Source organism: Actinokineospora baliensis (assembly GCF_016907695.1).
Lineage (GTDB): Bacteria > Actinomycetota > Actinomycetes > Mycobacteriales > Pseudonocardiaceae > Actinokineospora > Actinokineospora baliensis.
This window is the reverse complement of the sequence record NZ_JAFBCK010000001.1, coordinates 5,092,113-5,110,402: the sequence shown is the minus strand read 5'-3', so window position 1 is coordinate 5,110,402 and position 18,290 is coordinate 5,092,113. Positions and strand designations below refer to the sequence as shown.

General features: G+C 71.8%; 15 protein-coding genes. 11 read left to right on the top strand and 4 right to left on the bottom strand.

Annotation, left to right across the window (positions count from 1 at the left end; all coding sequences use genetic code 11):
• Nucleotides 1–132 precede the first annotated feature (132 nt).
• Complete coding sequence (locus tag JOD54_RS23220; RefSeq protein WP_204453092.1) at nucleotides 133–792, bottom strand: LmbU family transcriptional regulator; 660 nt, start codon at nucleotides 790–792, stop codon at nucleotides 133–135.
• A 570-nt stretch (nucleotides 793–1,362) separates the two neighbouring features.
• Between JOD54_RS23220 and JOD54_RS35735 the strand changes: the two genes are divergently transcribed.
• The 8 genes from JOD54_RS35735 (at nucleotide 1,363) to JOD54_RS23180 (ending at nucleotide 9,693) form a co-directional block, all read left to right on the top strand.
• Nucleotides 1,363–2,544: a cytochrome P450 gene (locus JOD54_RS35735; protein ID WP_204453091.1), complete on the top strand. Its 1,182-nt coding sequence runs from the start codon at nucleotides 1,363–1,365 to the stop codon at nucleotides 2,542–2,544.
• A 186-nt stretch (nucleotides 2,545–2,730) separates the two neighbouring features.
• A complete protein-coding gene (locus JOD54_RS23210) occupies nucleotides 2,731–2,871 on the top strand; it encodes a hypothetical protein (RefSeq protein WP_204453090.1) in 141 nt (46 codons plus the stop codon).
• Entirely contained in the window at nucleotides 2,841–3,776 is a 936-nt protein-coding gene (locus tag JOD54_RS23205; protein WP_204453088.1) for a phytanoyl-CoA dioxygenase family protein, read from the top strand. The genes JOD54_RS23210 and JOD54_RS23205 overlap by 31 nt, the downstream gene beginning before the upstream one ends.
• 5 nt (nucleotides 3,777–3,781) lie before the next feature.
• Nucleotides 3,782–4,780 (top strand): heme oxygenase-like domain-containing protein, encoded by a 999-nt coding sequence (locus JOD54_RS23200; RefSeq protein ID WP_204453085.1) that lies wholly within the window; start codon nucleotides 3,782–3,784, stop codon nucleotides 4,778–4,780.
• Entirely contained in the window at nucleotides 4,777–5,877 is a 1,101-nt protein-coding gene (locus JOD54_RS35730) for a class I SAM-dependent methyltransferase (RefSeq protein WP_204453083.1), read from the top strand. The genes JOD54_RS23200 and JOD54_RS35730 overlap by 4 nt, the downstream gene beginning before the upstream one ends.
• Entirely contained in the window at nucleotides 5,874–7,523 is a 1,650-nt protein-coding gene (locus JOD54_RS23190) for a carbamoyltransferase family protein (RefSeq protein WP_204453080.1), read from the top strand. The genes JOD54_RS35730 and JOD54_RS23190 overlap by 4 nt, the downstream gene beginning before the upstream one ends.
• Entirely contained in the window at nucleotides 7,520–8,539 is a 1,020-nt protein-coding gene (locus tag JOD54_RS23185; RefSeq protein ID WP_204453078.1) for an aldo/keto reductase, read from the top strand. Before JOD54_RS23190 ends, JOD54_RS23185 begins: the two co-directional genes overlap by 4 nt.
• Nucleotides 8,533–9,693: an aminotransferase class I/II-fold pyridoxal phosphate-dependent enzyme gene (locus JOD54_RS23180; RefSeq protein WP_204453076.1), complete on the top strand. Its 1,161-nt coding sequence runs from the start codon at nucleotides 8,533–8,535 to the stop codon at nucleotides 9,691–9,693. The genes JOD54_RS23185 and JOD54_RS23180 overlap by 7 nt, the downstream gene beginning before the upstream one ends.
• On the opposite strand, the gene JOD54_RS23175 is transcribed toward JOD54_RS23180, so the two are convergent.
• A complete protein-coding gene (locus tag JOD54_RS23175) occupies nucleotides 9,638–11,314 on the bottom strand; it encodes an ABC transporter substrate-binding protein (RefSeq protein WP_307860225.1) in 1,677 nt (558 codons plus the stop codon). The genes JOD54_RS23180 and JOD54_RS23175 overlap by 56 nt on opposite strands.
• 167 nt (nucleotides 11,315–11,481) lie before the next feature.
• On the opposite strand from JOD54_RS23175, the gene JOD54_RS23170 reads away from it, so the two are divergent.
• Nucleotides 11,482–12,609 (top strand): GNAT family N-acetyltransferase, encoded by a 1,128-nt coding sequence (locus JOD54_RS23170; RefSeq protein WP_204453074.1) that lies wholly within the window; start codon nucleotides 11,482–11,484, stop codon nucleotides 12,607–12,609.
• Between the two features lie 13 nt (nucleotides 12,610–12,622).
• On the opposite strand, the gene JOD54_RS23165 is transcribed toward JOD54_RS23170, so the two are convergent.
• Together JOD54_RS23165 and JOD54_RS23160 are read right to left on the bottom strand one after the other, a co-directional pair.
• Nucleotides 12,623–13,993 (bottom strand): HAMP domain-containing sensor histidine kinase, encoded by a 1,371-nt coding sequence (locus JOD54_RS23165; RefSeq protein WP_307860224.1) that lies wholly within the window; start codon nucleotides 13,991–13,993, stop codon nucleotides 12,623–12,625.
• Nucleotides 13,990–14,664, bottom strand: coding sequence for a response regulator transcription factor (locus JOD54_RS23160; RefSeq protein ID WP_204453072.1), 675 nt, complete (start codon nucleotides 14,662–14,664; stop codon nucleotides 13,990–13,992). The genes JOD54_RS23165 and JOD54_RS23160 overlap by 4 nt, the downstream gene beginning before the upstream one ends.
• 189 nt (nucleotides 14,665–14,853) lie before the next feature.
• Here JOD54_RS23160 and JOD54_RS23155 point away from each other — a divergent pair, with 189 nt between their 5' ends.
• Nucleotides 14,854–16,029 carry a bifunctional glycosyltransferase family 2/GtrA family protein gene (locus tag JOD54_RS23155; RefSeq protein WP_204456491.1) on the top strand — a complete coding sequence of 392 codons (1,176 nt, stop codon included), beginning with the start codon at nucleotides 14,854–14,856 and terminating at the stop codon, nucleotides 16,027–16,029.
• Nucleotides 16,026–18,287, top strand: a complete 2,262-nt coding sequence (locus JOD54_RS23150) for an ArnT family glycosyltransferase (RefSeq protein WP_204453070.1) — start codon at nucleotides 16,026–16,028, stop codon at nucleotides 18,285–18,287. The genes JOD54_RS23155 and JOD54_RS23150 overlap by 4 nt, the downstream gene beginning before the upstream one ends.
• Nucleotides 18,288–18,290 lie beyond the last annotated feature (3 nt).

Genomic DNA, 18,290 nt, shown 5'->3' with positions numbered 1-18,290 from the left:
CCCCAGCAATCTACCCGCTTGTGGTTCGAGGGCCAAACCGGGCGGTCCAGGATCACACCGAGATTGGCGAACAGCATGTGTGCTGGTAAATCGCGCAATGCTCGCCGAAGTCGATGGGATTCGCGGTTGGAGTCAGCTCTGCACCGGGGTGCCGATTCGGCCAGCGGCCCGGTCCAGGGTGTCGACGATCCAGTCCGCCACCGGGCAGTTGACCTGTTCGGCCGCGGCCTGCCACCGGTCGTGCTGCTGGGCGGACACCGCCAAACTCACCGACCGCTCCGGCGCGGCGCGTCCCTGCGCCGGGCCGCGCACCGCCGCGGACACCGCGGCCTTGAGCCTGCGCCGAAGTTCGTTGCGCGACCAGCCCAGGCGTTCCGCCCGGGTCAGCCAGGCGTCCTGCTCCGGTTCGGTCAACGCGGCCACCTCGCTGTGGTGACCGATGCTGAGCGCGTCGCGCCTGCGCGCCATCGGGAACTTCCTCGCCACCCAGGCGTAGTTGCGCAACGTCTGGTACTCGAGCGAGGTCTGCGCGATGGCGGCCTGGTACCGGTCGCCGTAGGTGTGCTCGCCGAACACCAACCAGTCGCCGACCCACCAGGACAGCGATCCCACCGCGAGCAGGACGCAGTCGCCGACCCGCTGCCAGACGTCGAACGGCATTCCCTGCGGCAGCAGCAAACCGTTCGACCGCACCCGCAAGCCCTCGACAGCCTCGAGTCCGGGAACCAGGGCCGGGGTCGCGCGGGCCCGCGTCGCCACCGGTCCGCGTTCGACACGTCCTTGCCCACCCATGACAGATCACCCCAGATCCCCGTCGATGTGCTCGGTCCGCCCGCGGGCATGGCGAAGCGCCGGAGGTACCCGTCGGGTGCCCCGGTGAACGCGCTTCGGTGATCCCCCAGTGGACCATTCGCGTAGTTGATCATATGTTCCTCCGCCGAGGAATGGGTTCCGCCAACCGGGTGGTCACCCGGCGAGCGGGCGCGGAGGTGAATCTCCGGGCGACCCGGTGTCCGATTCTCGCATTTCGTGACATTACCCGTGGTACCTCCGCTGTTAATGATGGCATCGAGCGAGAACTCACGCAGATCACCACCCCCGTCACCGGCAGCTTCCCGACCCAAAACCGCCCGGACGGCGATCGGTGTATTTTGAGATACCCGCTCCGGCAGTTGTGTTGCGTCCCGCCGGCGGGACGGCGGAAATAAAACGGCCGATTTCCCGTGCGCCTTGACCGCTGATCACCGGGGACCGAACGATGAACTGACGAAGATCCAGCGGCCCCGGCCGACCCCACCCGCGAGCGACCAGCGAGGTCCGGATGTCCGACACCGTCACAGCCTCCGCGCGGCGGTAGCCGCCGTGCCCACGACCACCATCGACTTCGGACTGCGGCGGTTCCGGGAAGACCCGTTCCCGCTCTGGGCCGACCTGCGCGCCGCCGGACCCGTGCACCGGGACCTCTCCGGCGCCTGGGTCGTGGTGTCCTACCGGGACGTGCACCGGTTGCTCGCCGATCCCCGGGTCGGCAAGGACGTGCGAAGGCTCGCCGGGTACGCGGGCGAGCGGCCCTACGGCGCCGAGAGCGCCACCGAGTACTTCATCGAACAGTGGATCGGGTGCAGGCTGCCGGAGGTCCACCGGGCCTGGCGCAAGCTGGTCACACCCGGGTTCACCGCGAAGGCCGCGGGCGAGGTCGCCGCGTGGACCAGGGCGACCGCCGATGCCCTGGTGGACGAGCTGCCCGCCGGCGCGCCCTTCGACCTCATGACCGACGTGGCCTGGCGGCTGCCGGTCCGGGTGATGTCCCGCGTCCTCGGGGTGTCCGCGGTCGACCAGGACCGCTTGGCGCTGGCGGCCCGACGCGCGGGGGAATCGCTGGAGCCGGACGCGCCAGCCGAGGTGCGCGCCGAGGGCGAGGCCGCTTTCGGCGAACTGGCCGAACTCCTGCGCGCCGCGCTCGACCGGCCCGCGTCCACCTTCATGGCGCACCTGACCGCGCGGGCGGCCGGGGTGCTCGACACCGACCAGCTCATCGCGACGGCGCTGCTGCTCTTCCTGTCCGGCAACGACACCGTCGCCCACCTGATCGGAACGACCTGGCTCGCCCTGTCGGACAACCCCGACCAGGCCGCGGCACTGCGGCACCAGCGGGACGGGGTGCGCCGCGCTGTCGGCGAGGCCCTGCGCTACGACGGTCCGGCCTGCGTCGCGGTGCGGACCACCTACGAGCCGGTTCCGGTCGGCGACGAGGTGATCCCGGCGGGGGCCTCGGTGTTGCTGGCGATCGGGTCGGCCAACCGCGACGAAACCGAGTTCGACGAGCCGGACCGCTACCTCGTCGACCGCCCACCGCGGGGCAACCTCGCCTTCGGCAGGGGCGAGCACCTGTGCGCGGGCACCGGGCTCGGCCGGATGGTCGCGGAGACAGCGGTGGCGACCCTGCTGGAGCGCTTCCCGGTGCCCACCCACGACCCGAACGGTGTGCGCTGGTGCGCTTCCCGGTTCGTGCGCGGCCCAGACCGCGTCCCGGTGCGTCCCTGACCCCTGGTCAGCAGTGTGCCCAGCCCGCGTCGGACCCATCGGCGCGGGCAGTGCCCGTTGTCTACCCAAAGTAGACAGTCGACTCACCAGAACGCGCTGAATCCGTTGTGCCGCAACCCGTTGACACCCAATCGAGCCGCTCGGCATAGTCGGCGAGCGAACCCAAACACGAGGGAGGTGAAACACATGGCGAACAACACCACCGCGCAGGAGGCCACCACCGCTCCGAGCGCGCAGAACAGCGCGGACCTGTGGACCGACAACGAGTCCGAGGAGATCGTGAGCACGCCGAAGATGTGCGCGTACGACCCGCTGACCCGGCTCTAGTCGGCCAGGAGGCGGAGCAGAGCGCGGTCCGCGACACCGACCCGGTGTCGCGGACCGCGCCACCGCAGCGACGAACGGAGTTGACCCCGATGTCCACTGGCACCACCCGGGTGTCCCCCGCCGCGGCCGTGTGGTCCGACCACGACGCTGTCCGGCGGTCCGGCCACGCGAACCACTTCGCCGAACACGGGTTCACCGTGATCCCCGGCCTGCTCGACCCCGAGGAGGTCGCCGAGTGCGCGGCCGAGCTCGACCGGCTCGACACCGGGTGGCGCGACCTGCCCAATGTCCGGGTGATCGGCAAGCGCAACCCGCTGGCGCCCAGCTACGACCTCGAGGACCTGCCCGGCGCCGACGGCGAGCCGGTGGTTCGCAAGATCACCGGGTTCACCGCGCTGTCGCCCGTGCTCGAGCGCTCACTGGTCCGCCACCCCGACCTGCTCGAGGTCCTGCACCAGGTCCTCGGCCCGCGCGTCGAGCTCTACCGCGACGCGCTGATGTTCAAGCACGCTGGCGTCGGCCAGGAGAAGCCGTGGCACCAGGATGCCGTGTACTGGCCGTTCCGGCCGATGAGCCTGGTCAGCGCGATGATCACGGTGGACAGGTGCACCCCGGACAACGGGTGCCTGCAGGTGGTCCCCGGTTCGCACCGCGAGGTCGTCGCGCACGCGAAGGTCGACTGGGAACTGCAGGTCGACCAGCGCGAGTGCGCGCGGCGCGCGGTGTACGTGCCACTGGAACCGGGCGACTGCCTCGTGTTCCACAGCCTGATCCTGCACGCCTCGGAGCACAACCGCTCCACTGTGGACCGGCGGCTGGCGATCACCAGCTACAGCCCCGGTGGGCTGGAGATCCTCGACGAGGAGATCGACTCGCCGGTGCTCATCAGCGAACGAGTCGGCTGAAGGGGATGACCGTGGTGACGATGGAGCAGGACAGCCTGGCGGGCGGGGTGTTGGCGCAGGCGGCCACACCGCTGCCGGTCGTCGCGGTGAGCAGCGCGGGCGGTGTGCTCGACGCGGTCGACCTCGGCTGGTGCGAGCACCGGTTCTCGGGCTCCACCGCCCGCCGCATGGCGGGGGTGATCGCGCTGTGCGACGGCGAGCGGACCGTGGCCGGGGTGGCCGAAGCGCTGGCCGCGCCGCCCGCGCGGGTGGCGAGAGCGGTCACCGAGCTCTACGCGCTCGGTGTGGTCACCGACACCGCGGACCAGCCGGTGCCCGCGGCGGCGTTCCAGCGCCACATCGTGTCGGTCGGCCGGACCCTGCGCACCAGGATGAGCGAGCAGGCCGATCTGCTCGGCGGCAGCCTGCACCGGCGCAGGCTGCTCGGCTCGCTGGTCGAGACCTGGCACTTCGTCAGCTCGGCGCCCTTCCACATCAGTCCCGCGGTGGCGCAGGCCGCCGATCCGGGGGTCCGAGACGCGCTGTCGCACCTGTTCGCCGACGAGTGGCAGCACGGGCGCTGGCTGCGCGAGGGGCTGCTGGCGGCCGGGATCAGCGCGGCGGAGCTGGCGCGCAGCCGCCCGCTGCCCGGCACCCAGAACGTGATCAACTTCCTGCGCGTCCTCGCGGGCCACGACCCGCTCTCGTACGCGGTGTGCGCGGCGGTCAACGAGAGCCCGAAGACCGACACGGCCATCAAGCGCGGCTGGGACGAGCTGATCGCCAGGGACCTGCTGCCCGCCGAGGCGCTGATGCCCTTCCGCGGTCACGAACTCGAGGACGAGGCCGCTGACCACGGCAGCATCGCCGAGCAGGTGTTCGCCGAGCGCGCCGCCCTGTCGTCGGCCGAGCAGCGGCGCGTGCGCGACACCCTCGTGTCCTTCATCGCGGTGCAGGCGGGGTGCTACCGGGAGATGAAGGAGTTCTACGGCGCCGTCGACGGCCCGCTCACGTGGTCGGCGTGACCGGCGACGGCCCGCACTACCGGCTCGGCCCCGGCGTGGCCGCGGTGGCGACCGGCGCGGGCGGCGCGCTCGTCCGGGTGCTGGGCCCGGACCGGGTCGGGGTGTCGCGCCCCGGCGATCTCCCTCTGCGACTGCTCACCCACTTCGCCGGGCCGCGCACCCGGGAGTCCTGGGTGGACGGTGACAGCGGCGGTGACGACGTGGGCGGTGCCGCGGCGAGGGCGTTCGCCGAAGCACTCGAACACCGGGTGTTGGTAGCCGACGGGGGTGGGCAGGCGGGTGAACTCGACCAGGCCGCCGTGGACCAGGTCGCGGCCGCGCTGATCGGGCACCTCGTGCGCTTGAGAGCGCACCTGGCGGCCTCTGACCCCGGCACCGCCCCGCCCGGTGATCCAGCTTTGGTGCTGCACCTGTCCCTGCACCTGGTGCGGGAGCTGGCCGATCAGGTCGCCGTGGCGCACCGGGCGAGGTCGGCCGCCGTGGCGGCTGACCTCGCCGAGGGCGGCCCGGTCCGACTGCACCTGGGCTGCGGCGAGCACCCCATGGCGGGCTGGGTCAACATCGACCTGGTTTCCCCCGCCGCCGACCTGCGGGTGGACGTGCGCGACGGTCTGCCTTTCGCCGACGACTCGGCCGAGGCCGTCTACATCGCGCACCTGCTGGAGCACCTGGAATACCCCGCGGACGCGGGCGCGGTGCTCGCCGAGTGCGTCCGCGTGCTGGCGCCCGGTGCGGTGCTGCGGGTCGCGGTGCCCGATATCGCCGCGTTCGCCCGGGCCTACGTCGAGGGCCGCGCGGAGTTCTTCGCCGAGTTCGAACGGCGCTGGGAGCGCGCGCCATCGGCGTCGCCGTTGGCCGCCTTCCTGCACTACGCGGGGGCCGGGGAGTTCCCGTGGGTCGCCGACCGCCACCGCTTCGGCTACGACGAGGCGACCCTGGCCGCGCTGCTGGCGGGTTCGGGGCTGGTCGGCGTGCGCCGCTGCGTCCCCGGCGACAGCCGCGTCGGCGACCCCCGGCTCGACTACTCGTGGGCGAACGAGGCGACCGGCGCCGGACTGCCGTACACCCTGATCATGGAAGGCGAGGTGCCGCGGTGAGCGCCCCCTACGTCATCGGTTTCTCCGACTCGGTGCACGACCGGGCGCTGTGCCTGTTCCACGGCGCTGAGCCGGTCGTGGCCATCGAGGAGGAGCGGCTCACCCGGCTGCGGCACGGCCTGGACTTCCAGGGCCTGGACCGCCACGACGCCGCCGTGTTCACCAAGCTGGACCTCGACGGCGGGTCCTCGGCCGAGCACACGGCGCGGCTGCGGCGGATGGTCGACTACTGCCTGTCGGCGGCGGGGGTGGCCGAGTCGGACGTGCGGCTGTGGATCGGGAACTCGCTGCACACCGCGTTCCCCCTGCTCGACCGGGCGGTGTACCTCAACCACCACCTCGCGCACGCGGCGTCGGCGTTCTACGGGTCGGCGGCGGCGGAGGCGGCGGTGCTGGTGCTCGACGGCTACGGCGACGCCACCGGCCAGGACGCCTACGAGGCGGTGTCGATCTACCGCGGTGACGAGCGCGGCTTGACGCTGCTGCACCAGGTCTCCGGGCGCCCCGACGGGATCCACTTGAGCGAGTCGCTCGGCATCTTCTACCGCGTCGGGACCGTGCTGTCCGGCTTCACCGTGGTCGACGAGGGCAAGGCGATGGGGCTCGCCGGGTACGGGACCCCGCGCCACCTCGACCGGTTGCTGGCCAGGATGCGCTTCGGCGAGTCCGTGGTGGAGATCGACAACGAGGGCATCTGGAAGGACATGCGCGAGGTGCCCGCCGCCTCCTTCGCGGAGCGGGCCGACGTCGCAGCCAGTTTCCAGGCCGCGCTCGAGCGGGTCATGCTGTTCTACGCCCGCGTGGCCCGACGGCTCACCGGCAGCGACGTGCTGTGCGTGGCGGGCGGGGTCGCGCTCAACTGCCTGGGCAACCAGCGGGTGCTCACCGAATCCGGGTTCGACGACGTGTTCGTCTTCCCCGCGGCGGCCGACAACGGCATCTCCCTCGGCGCCGCCTACTACGGCGCGCACGTGATCCTCGGGCAGGAACGGACCGGCGGGCTCGCCACGCCGTGCCTCGGCAGGGCCTATGCGCGCTCGGACACAGCAGGCGCCCTGGCGGAGGCGGGGCTGGACGCCGAGATCAGCGATGTCGGCCAGGACGAGTGCGCCCGCCGCGCCGCCGCGCACCTCGCCGACGGCGAACTGGTGATGTGGTTCCAGGAGGGGTCGGAGATCGGCCCCCGGGCCCTCGGCCACCGCAGCGTGTTCGGCGACCCGCGCTCGGTCGACACCCGCGACCACCTCAACGCGGCGGTGAAGTCCCGGGAGCCGTTCCGGCCGCTCGCCCCGATCGTGCTGGAGGAGCACGTGTCGGAGTGGTTCGACTGCGGCCGCTCACCGCACATGCTGTTCACCCCGCCGGTCCGGCCGCGGACCGCGGAGCTGGCTCCGGCCGTCGTGCACGTCGACGGGACCGCGCGGGTGCAGACCCTCGCCGCGACCGACAACCCCGTCGTGCACCTGCTGCTGCGGGAGTTCCTGGGTCGCACCGGGGTGCCGCTGGTCATCAACACCTCGTTCAACCTGCGCGGTGAGCCGATCGTGGAAACCCCGCTCGACGCGGTGACCGCGTTCGCCGAGTCGCCGGTCCGGGTGTTGTGCGCCGACGGGTTCCACGTGGTCAAGCACGGGCTGCGGCGGTGATCCCGCGGCGCCCGGTCGGCCGGTCCGGGTTGCGGGTGAGCGCGCTGTCGCTGGGCGCGATGACCTTCGGTGACGGCCCGTTCGGCGCGATCGGCGCCGAACCGGGCGCGGTCGACGGCATCGTCGGGCTCGCGCTGGACTCCGGGGTCGACACCTTCGACACGGCCAACGCCTACGGCGACAGCGAGGTGGTGTTGGGGAAGGCGATCGGCAAGCGCCGCCGCGACGTCGTCTTGTGCACCAAAGTCCGCTTCCCCACCGGGGCGGCTGACGCGGGCGCGGCGCCCGCGTCGAGCACCTACGGGCTCTCGCGCAGCGCGGTGCTGCGCTCGGTGGAGGAGTCGCTCGGACGGCTGGACACCGACTGGATCGACGTGCTCTGGCTGCACATGCAGGACCGCACCGTGCCCATCGAGGAGACGCTGGGCACCTGCGACGCGCTCGTGCGGGCGGGCAAGGTCCGCTACATCGGGGTGTCGAACTTCGCCGCCTACCGGGCGACCGAGGCGGTGCTGCGCGCCGAGGCCCGCGGGACCGCGGGTCCGGTGGCGCTGCAGGTCCCCTGGTCGTTGGTGACCCGCGACGTCGAGCGGGAGCTGGTGCCCGCGGCCAAGCACCTCGGGCTCGGTGTGCTCGTCTACAGCCCGCTCGCCCGCGGGTTCCTCAGCGGCAAGTACCACCCCGGCGCCGAGCCCCCCGCCGGTGCGCGGCTGGCCCGGTGGCGGGCCGAACTGGCCGAGTACGACACCGAGCGGAACTGGCGGGTGCTGGCCGCGCTGCGGGAGATCGCCGACGACCGCGGCACCGAGGTGGGGACCGTCGCACTCGCGTGGACGCTGGCCAGGCGTCCGGTCGCCTCGATCGTGCTCGGCGCGCGCACCCGCGAGCAACTGGCGGCGAACTTGCGCGCCGCCGACCTGGTACTCGGGTCGGACGAGCGCGCACGGCTCGACGAGGTCTCAACGCCGCGGTGGGGCTATCCGTGCGACTTCATCGGTCGGTTCGAGCCGTGGTGAACGACGCCGGGCCCGCGTTCACCCCGCTGTCCGCGGCCGAGACCGCGCCGGGAGCGCTCGGCATGTGGCTCGCCGAGATGGGGCTGCCGGGCGCTGAGTGCGTGCGCCAGGCGATCCGCGGCTACGCGGACGGCACGCTGAGCTACCCGGTGGGGTTCGACTTCGCCACCGACAGCCTGCGGAGGTGGCTGCGCCACCGGCACCGCTGGTCGGTCGGGGCCGACCAGGTCCACTGGTACTCCGGTGCGGTGCACGCCATCGCGGCGACCGTGCTGGCGACGACCGACCCCGGGGACACGGTCGTCGTGATGACCCCGGCGTACCCGCCGATGCTGCGCGCCGTCGGCGAGCTGGGCAGGCGCTTGGTGCGCTGGCCCCTGGGTCCTGACGGTCAGGTCGACGCGGCGGCCCTCGCGCGGCTCGTGGAACTGCGGCGGCCACCGCTGGTGGTCCTGACCAGTCCGCACAACCCGACCGGCCGGGTGTTCAGCGGCGCGGAGCTGCGCGCCGTCGCGGAGGTCGTTCGGGCGGGGTCGGCGTTCGTGCTCTCCGACGAGGTGTTCGCCGACGTCGTGTTCACCGGGTCCCGGCACACGCCGTTCGCGGCGGCGTGCCCCGAGACCGCGGACCGGGTGGTGTCGGTCGTGTCGGCGAGCAAGGCGTTCAACCTGGCGGGCCTGCGCTGCGCGGCGGCTGTCGCCGGGGCCGAAGCAGCACAACGCCTCGCCACGGTGGCGCCCGCGCTGACCGGGACCACGTCCGTGGTCGCCGCGCTCGCGGCGAGCGCGGCCTGGGACCACGGGGAGCCGTGGTTGACCGAGACCCTGCGGCAGTTGAGCGCCAACCGCGAGCGGCTGTTCACCGCTCTGGGCACGGAGATCCCGTTGCTGGCCGGTACTCCCCCGGAGGGCACCTACCTGGCGTGGCTGGCCGCGGCCGGGCCGCTGGCGGCCACCGGCGACGTCCAAGCCGCGTTGGTCGACGCCGGGGTCGACCTCGCGGGCGGGCAGCCCTTCGGCGGGAGCCCCGCCCGGGTGCGGATGTGCTTCGCCTGCGCGCCCGAGGTGCTGGAGACGGCCATCAGCAGGCTGTCGCGGGTCAACGCGGCCGCACTCCGAGCCGGGCGTAGTCGTACATCTGCAACGTCGGGTTGACCCCGACGTTGGTGACCTCCGGGTTCCGGTACAGCAGCGACCGCGAGTGCACGATCGGCAGGAACGCGGCGAGCTCGGTGATCCGCTCGGTGATCTCCCGGTAGGTCGCGGCCCGCTGCGCGGCTCCCGCGGTGGTCATCACCCGGTCGAGCAGGTCGTTGACGGCGGGGTCGTCCAACTCGGAGATGTTGGAGTTGCTGGTCGGCAGGATCGCGCCGCCGTGGCAGATCGCGTACAGGAACCCGAATCCCGACGGCCAGTCCGCGCCCCACCCGGTGATGTTGATCCCGAGGCCGCGGGAGTGCACGAACTCCGGGGTGCCCGGGTACACGTCGATCTCGCCGGACGGGTAACCGAGCAGGTCGGCCCGGATGCCCACGCGGGCGAGCGAGTCCCGCAGTGCCTCGGCGGCGGCTTGTTCCTTCGGCCGGTTGTCGCGGAACGAGATCGTCGTGGCGAACCCGTTCGGGTGGCCGCCCGCCGCCAGCTCAGCCGTGGCCGCGGCCAGGTCTCCGCGGGGGTTGCTGAGGAACCCGTACGGGTCGTAGTCGGCGGGTGGGGATCCGGGGATCGTCGGCGGGAGCATGGTCGGCGCGATCCGCCCGCCGACCGGACCACCGAACGCGCCCTGGAGGGCGGCGTGGTCCGCGGCGTAGAGCACCGCCCGCCTGCAGTGCACGTTGTCCAGCGGTGGCAGGACGGTGCTGATCGCGGCGTACCAGACGAAACCGTTGATCGGGTTGTCCGCGTTGCTCCTCAGTTCCCGCCGGGCCAGGAGTTCGGCTTGGCCGCGCCGCTGTACCCCACCGCCCTCCACGGCGAGGTGCGCCTCGCCCGCGAACAGCCTCCTGTCGATCTCGTCGGCGTCGACGTTGAGGTTGACGACCACCCGGTCGACCAACTGCGCGCGGACCGGGTCGGTGGCGGGGTTCCACCGGGGATTCCTGGTCAGTTCCAGCCGCTCACCCGGGGCGTAGTCCTCGACCTGGTAGGGGCCGCTGGACAACGGCCGCCGGTAGTAGTCGGGGCCGGTGTCGCGGGCGGGTGGGACCGGGGCGGTCTGCGGCATGCTCACCAGGTGGTCGAACTCGGCCATCGGCCTGCTCAACCGGAAGGTGATCGTGAGCGGGTCCGGTGTCGAGATCCCGTTGTCGCGCAGGAACGCGCGCCAGTAGACCGGGCCGATGGGCAACGCCGACGAGTAGCTGGCCGAGCGCTCGATCGCGTGCCTGACCATGGCCGAGGTGATCGGCTCGCCGTCCTCCATGAGGAGGTCGGGTTTGAGGCGGTAGGTCCAGGTGAGGCCGTCGGCGCTGACCTGGCCGAGGCTGGTGGCCAGGTCGGGCACCAGCCCTTCGCCCGCCGAGGACGTGGTCAGCGTGCGGGCGTAGAGCCGCGCGAAGTTCCAGGCGTAGGCGACGTAGGTGTTGCCCGGGTCGATCGAGTCCCAGTCACCGGAGTTGTCGAGGACGAGGGTGCCACCGCGGTGGTCGGAGGGGTTCACCACCCCGGCTACAGCGGCGTCGTAGCCTGCACCCGGGGTGGTCCCACCACGGCTCACGGCCGACAGCAGGCCCGAAGTCGTGGCCACGGTGGTCATCGACGACCGGCTTCGCTTCACAGCCAACACCGTAGATCGTTGCCCTGGTGCGCCGGGTTCTCGCGGGCGGAACTCGTTCTGCGAGATCGAACCACTTCCGGTGACACCAACCGGTTGCCGGGCCTGGCGGTGGCGTTCGGGCTAGGCTGGTTGTGGATCACCACCCGCCCGATCGAGGGGACATTGGTTTGCCGTTCGCGTTGACCTCGGTCACGTCAATTTCCGCGCTGGGCCAAGCGGTGTGGGACAGGCTGGCGGCGGGGTGCTCGGTGTACTCGTGCTACCCGTGGCTGCGCTACGTGGAGACCCACAGCGACGCCGAGGTGGCCTACCTGGTTGTCGCCCTTGACGGGCGGCCCGTCGCCGCGCTGCCGCTGTACACGTTTCTCGGGGACGCGCCGCGCTATTACGACCCGGCGGTGCTCTTCGACCTGCCGCGGCGGCGTCCGCTGGTTGTCGGTGGTACGCGGGAGGGGTATGTCAGCGAGATCCTCGTCGATGACGACCTCTCCCCCGCCGACCGGCGCGCCGCGGCCGGGTTGCTGTTGTCCGAGGTCCGTGACCGCGCCGCGGCCTCGGGGGGTGCCGGTGTCGTGCTGTACCTGCCCGACCACACCGTTGACCTGGTGAGCCCGCTGGTCGGCGCGGACGACCGGCTGTTCGTGGTCGACGCGGACGCTGTCATCGCGGTGCCACCGGGCGGGATCGACGAGCACCTGGACTCACTGCCCGCCAGGCAACGCCAGTTCCGCAGGGAGATGCGCCGCTTCGAGCGCAGCGGTTGCTCGGTGCGGGTGAGCAGGCTCGGCGACTGCTACACCGAACTGGGCGGGCTGTCGGCGCAACTGCTGGGCAAGTACGGCCGCGTCGTGGACCCGGTGGCGGAGGTGCACAGGTTCGGCAGGCAGGCGGCCGAGACCAGCGGGATCAGCACGGTCTTCAGCGCGCACCTGGAGTCCACAATGGTCGGTTTCGGTCACTTCATCCGCTGGGGCGACACGTTCTACGCCCGCTCGGCCGGGTTCGACTACTCGGTCGCCCGCGAGGCCTCGCTCTACTTCAACCTGCTCTACTACCAAGCGATCCAGTACGCCTCGGAGCACGGCATCCGCTGGATCAACTACGGCTGCGACGCTTTCGACGCCAAGACCGCCCGAGGGGCTCGGCTGCGCCCGCTGTGGGCTCTGCTGCTCAACACCGCGGACCACCCGCTCGCGCACATCGACCCGGACCACGAGGGCGGTGCCAGGTTGGCGGACTTCGAGAAGTTCGACCCGGCCGTGCGCACCCCGACCGTCCTGGCCCACGCGGGCTGACCACACCCACCGGTCACGGTGCCGCACGCGGCAGCTCGACGCGGATGGTGGCGCCTTTGCCGGGGCGTGGTTCGGCGAAGCGGACGGTGCCGCCGTGGGCTTTGACGATGTCGGCGACGATGGCCAGGCCGAGGCCGGAGCCGGGGAGGGCGCGGGCGTCGGGGGCGCGCCAGAAGCGGTCGAAAGCTTGGTGGTGGTGTTCGGCGGGAAGGCCGGGGCCTTCATCGGTGACGGTGAGCCAGCCGGGGCGGGAGCGGACCGTGATGGTCGAGTCGGCCGGGGAGAACTTGATCGCGTTGTCGAGCAGGTTGAGCACGCTGCGCTCCAAGGCCCCCGCGTCCCCCGTGGTGGACCACGGTTCGTGCTCGACCTGGAACACGTGCCCGGTGGCGCGGCTGCGGGCGCGGCCCACTGCCCGGTCGATCACCCCGGCCACCTCGACGGGCTCGCGGGCCAGTTCGCGGTCATCGCGGGCGAGGACGACCAGTTCGGTGACGAGGTCGCTGAACTCGCGGCTCTGGGCCTGCAGGCGCTCGAGCACCACGGCCCGCTCGTCGCCGGGCAGCGCCCGGCCGGTGTGCTCGCTGCGGACCAGCAGGTCGATGTTGGTCCGCAGGCTGGTCAGCGGGGTGCGCAGCTCGTGGGCGGCGTCGTTGACCAGGTCGCGCTGCCTGCGGCGGGACTCGGCCAGCGCGGCGGTCATCGCGGTGAACGCCCGCCCGAGCCTGCCGACCTCGTCCTGACCGGAGACGGTGACCGGGGTCGCCAGGTCCTCGGTGCGGGCGATGTGCTCGGCGGTCTCGGTCAGCCGCTCCATCGGGACCAGCGCGCGGCGGGTGAGCAGTTGCCCCGCGGCCGCGACCAGCACCGCGCCGAGGACCGACACCACGACCAGGACGTTGGCGAGGTTCGTGAGGGTGGCGTCGATCTCGCCGACGTCGCGGCTGATGGCCAGGACGTCGCCGTTCGGGAGCGGGTGGAGCAGGACGCGCACGGACACGCCGGACCGGGTCTCGCCGTCGCGCAGGGTGTTGGCCCGCACGACGTGGTCGCTGGAGTCGGTGACGACCAGATCCACCCCGGTGGGCGCGCACGTGGTGCCGTCGGCCTTGAGCAGCTGCACGCCTTGCAGGAACCGCTGGAGGTCTTCGTCGGTGATGCTGACCGCGCACAGGAGGCCGAACTCCGGCACCCGCGCGCCCGGCGGCGGGCTCACCCCCGGCGGCGGCAGACCGGCCAACAACGACTCGTCGAGCTGGGCACGCAGGTTGTGCCGGGTCGCGAACCAGGTGAGGGTGCTGATCGCGGCGATCGCCACGGCGAACACGCACGCGGTGATCAACGCGATCCGGCTGCGCAGCAGCATCCGCCGCTCGTCGCTCACGGCAGCTCCCGCAGCACGAACCCCACGCCGCGCACGGTGTGCAGCAGGCGCGGGTGCTCGCCCGCCTCGGTCTTGCGCCGCAGGTACCCGATGTAGACGTCGAGGTTGTTGGTGCCGTGGTCGTGGCCCCACACGGTGTGCTTGAGGTGCTGTTTGGTCAACACGCGTTCCGGCGCGGCGAGGAAAGCGGCCAGCAGGTCGAACTCGGTGGGGGTCAAGTCGATCCGGTGCCCGGCGCGCACGACCTCGCGGGTGTGCGGGTCCAGCAGCAGGTCCGCGTAGCGCAGGGCCGCCGGTGGTGGCACGCGGTGCCGGTTCTGCTTGAGCAGAGCGCGGACGCGGGCCAGCAACTCCTCCAGGGCGAACGGTTTGACCAGGTAGTCGTCGGCGCCCGCGTCAAGGCCGGTCACTCGATCGCCCAACGCGTCGCGTGCGGTGAGCATCAACACCGGTAGCCGGACGCCCGCCGCGCGCAACCTGCGGCAGGTCTGCAAACCGTCCAGGCGCGGCATCATCAGATCGAGCACCGCGAGGTCCGGCGGCGAGGTGTCGATCACCTGCAGCGCCTCGACGCCGTCGGCGGCGGTGACGACCTGGTAGCCCTCGAACTCCAGGCCGCGCCGCACGCTCTCCCGCACGTCGGGGTCGTCGTCCACCACCAGCAGTCGCACATTCCCGCCTTTCCGCGCACGGAACCGTTGTGGCGACGGTACTGCGGCCACCTCGGTTGGGAACGCCTCTCACGAATCTCTCAGGTGACACCAAGGCTGTTCTCACGACCGGATCACCACGCTGGGTGCCGACACGGTGACATCCCGCTGCGGCCCAGGGAGGTGAGGACCACGACGAGCGTCGACATCATGATCCCCGTCTACAACGAGGAACGCGCCCTGCCCGGGTGCATCGACGTGCTGCACCGGTTCTTGGCCGAGCAGTTCCCCTTCGACTGGTCGATCGTCGTGGTGGACAACGCCAGCACCGACAACACCTCGGCCGTGGCGAAGGACTTGGCCGAGCGCTACGACCGGGTGCGGGTCATGCACCTGGACCGCAAGGGCCGGGGCCACGCGCTGCGCGAAGCCTGGGGCGCGAGCGCCGCCGCGGTGGTCACGTACATGGACGTAGACCTTTCCACCGGCCTCGACGGGCTGCTCCCGCTGGTCGCTCCCCTGGTGAACGGGCATTCCGACGTGGCGATCGGGTCACGTCTGGCGCCGGGGTCGCGGACCGTGCGGGGTCCCAAGCGGGAGTTCGTCTCGCGTACGTACAACGCGCTGATCCGGCTGTGGCACGGTGCCCGGTTCACCGACGCGCAGTGCGGGTTCAAGGCCGCCCGCGCCGAGGTGGTTCGACCGCTGCTCGAGCACGTCCGCGATGACGCGTGGTTCTTCGACACGGAGTTGCTGCTGTTGGCCGAGCACAACGGTTTGCGCGTGCACGAGGTGCCGGTGGACTGGGTCGAGGACGTCGACAGCCGTGTTGATGTCGTTGCCACGGCTCGTGACGACATCAAGGGTCTGGTGCGCGTGGCCCGCGCGAAAGCGAACGGAACGGCCCGCGTGCCCGGTCTTCCGCAACGGCCCCAACCGCGCGCCGTGCACCCGGACGCGGTCCTCAGCCGCAGCGAAGGCGGACTCTCCTGGCAGGTCCTGTCGTTCGCGGTGATTGGCGGGGTGTCGACACTGGCGAACCTGGCCCTGTACGGGCTGTTCCGGCTGTGGTGGCCGGTCTTGGTCGCCAACCTCGTCGCGCTGGTGATCACCACGGTGTTCAACACCGAGGCCAACCGGCGCTTCACCTTCGCCGCCCGCGACACGACGCGGGGCAAGACCCACCTGCAGGGCTTCGTGGTCTTCGGCCTGTACTACGCCTTCACTTCGGCCGCGCTCCTGTTGCTGCCGCTGGTCGTCCACCACCCGTCCCGCGCGCTGGAATTGGCCGTGTTGCTGGCTTCCTCGGCGTTGGGCACGGTGGGGCGCTTCCTCTTGCTGCGGAGCTGGGTGTTCCGCGGGAACGATCGAAAGGACCGGGTATGACCGCCGCCATCACAGAAGCGGGCTCCCCTGCGGCACCGGAGGACCGGCGGCCGCGGTGGCCCGCGTGGGCGCTCGCGGCGATCTGCGTCGTCGCCGGGGCGCTGTACGCGTGGAAGATCGGGGCAGGGCAGATCGGCAACGCCTACTACACGGCGGCCGCGAAGTCGATGACGGCGAGCTTCAGCAACTTCCTGTTCGGCTCGTTCGACCCCATCGGTGTGGTCACGGTCGACAAGCCGCCGATGGCGTTGTGGCCGCAGGCGTTGGCGGTGGCGGTCTTCGGCGCGCACGGCTGGGTGGTGTTGCTGCCGCAGGTGATCGAAGGCGTCGCCGCTGTGTTCCTGTTGCACCGCACCGTGCGGCTGTGGGCGGGCGAGAAGGCGGCCCTGCTCGCGGCGGGGATCTTCGCGCTCACTCCGATCACCGTGGCGATCAACCGGGACAACAACCCCGACACCCTGCTGGTGCTGCTACTCGTGGCCGCTGCCTACGCGTTCACCCGTTCCGTGCGGGCGGAGTCGAGCGCACCGCGGACGCGCTGGTTGCTGTGGTGCGCCTTCTTCATCGGCTGCGGCTTCCTCACCAAGATGCTCCAGGCGTGGATCATCGTGCCGGGTGTCGCGCTGGCGTACCTGGTCGGCACGACGGCACCGTGGAAGCGGCGCGTGCTGGACTTGCTCGCAGCGGCGGGTGTGCTGATCGCGTCCTCGTTCTGGTGGGTGGCACTGCACGCGTGGTGGCCCGGCGAGAAGCCCTATGTCGGCGGCAGCACCGACGGCAGCGCGTGGGACCTGATCATCGGCTACAACGGCCTCAGCCGGGTCTTCGGCGGTGAGGGCCCCGGCCCGGGGGGCAACTTCCAGCCGCCTAGCGGTATGGAGTTCCCGGCGGGCGGGGGCGGCCCCGGGGCGGGCTTCGGCGGCCAGTCGGGCATCACGCGGATGTTCGACGATGCCGTCGGTGGTCAGATCTCCTGGCTGCTGCCGTTGTCGCTGCTGGTCTTGGTGGTGGTCGCGGTCGCGGGCGTGCTCAAGCTGCGGGCGAAGGTCTCCAGTGATCCGGCCGAGCGCGCTGGGTGGTTCCTGTGGGGCAGCTGGCTGGTGGTCACGGCCCTGGTGTTCAGCCTGGCACAAGGGATCTTCCACCCGTACTACACGACCATGCTCGCGCCCGCGGTCGCGGCGATCAGCGCGGCCGGGCTGGTGCGGTTCTGGCGGGCGCAGAGCGCCGCGGGCCTCGGGTGGGTGCTGTTGCCGCTCGCGGTGGCGATCACCGCCGTGTGGACGTTCATCGTGGTGTCACGGACCCCGGCGTGGCACGGGTGGACGCGGTGGGCCGTGGTGGTGCTCGCGGTCGTGGCCATCGGCGGTGTGGCGGCGGCCAAGTTCGGGGTATCCGCTCTGGGGCGCCCGGCGTTGGTGGTCGGGCTGGTCGCGGTGCTGTTGACGCCCGCGGTGTGGTCCACGGCGACCGCGGCGGAGGCCAACAACAACGGCGTGATCCCGGCGGCGGGACCAGCTGATGGCGGATTCGGTGGCTTCCCCGGTGGGAGTCGGGGCCCCGATGGCTTCCCAGGCGGCCAACTCCCTGGCGGCGGGTTCCCGGGCGGCCAGAACCCGGGCGGTCAACTCCCCGGTGGCGGTCTTCCCGGAGGCGGACTCCCGGGCGGCGGTCTTCCCGGCGGTGGCGTTCCCGGTGGCGGGTTCCCCGGTGGGACTCCGCCCACCGGTGGGGCGCAGCCGCCCGGCCTCCCGGGCGGGGGTGTGCCAATGCCGGGCGGTGGCTTCCCCGGGGACGGCCGCGGCGGGCCGCGGGGCGGTGGCATGCCCGGCTTCGGCGTCACCGAACTCAGCGCCGAGCAGCGCCGCGTCCTGGACTACGCCAAGCGCATCAGCCCCGACGCCGAGATCACCCTGGCGGTGAACGGCGGATCGATGGCCGCCTCCGCGTTCATCATCGGCTCCGACGAGACGGTGATCGGCATGGGCGGCTTCAGCGGCATGGACAACGCGCCCAACACCACCCAGCTCGACCAGTGGACCACCTCGGGCAGGCTGCGGTTCATCCTCAGCGGTTCCGGCGGCCGGGGCGGCGGCTTCCCCGGTGGTCCCGGCGGCGGTGCCACCCAGCAGCGGCAGCAGTGGATCGAGCAGAACTGCGCCAAGGTCGACCAGGCCGCGTACGGCGGCTCGACCATGACCACGCAGGAACAGCCGTGGCCGATGGGGCAGGCGCAGACCCTGTACGACTGCAAGTGACAC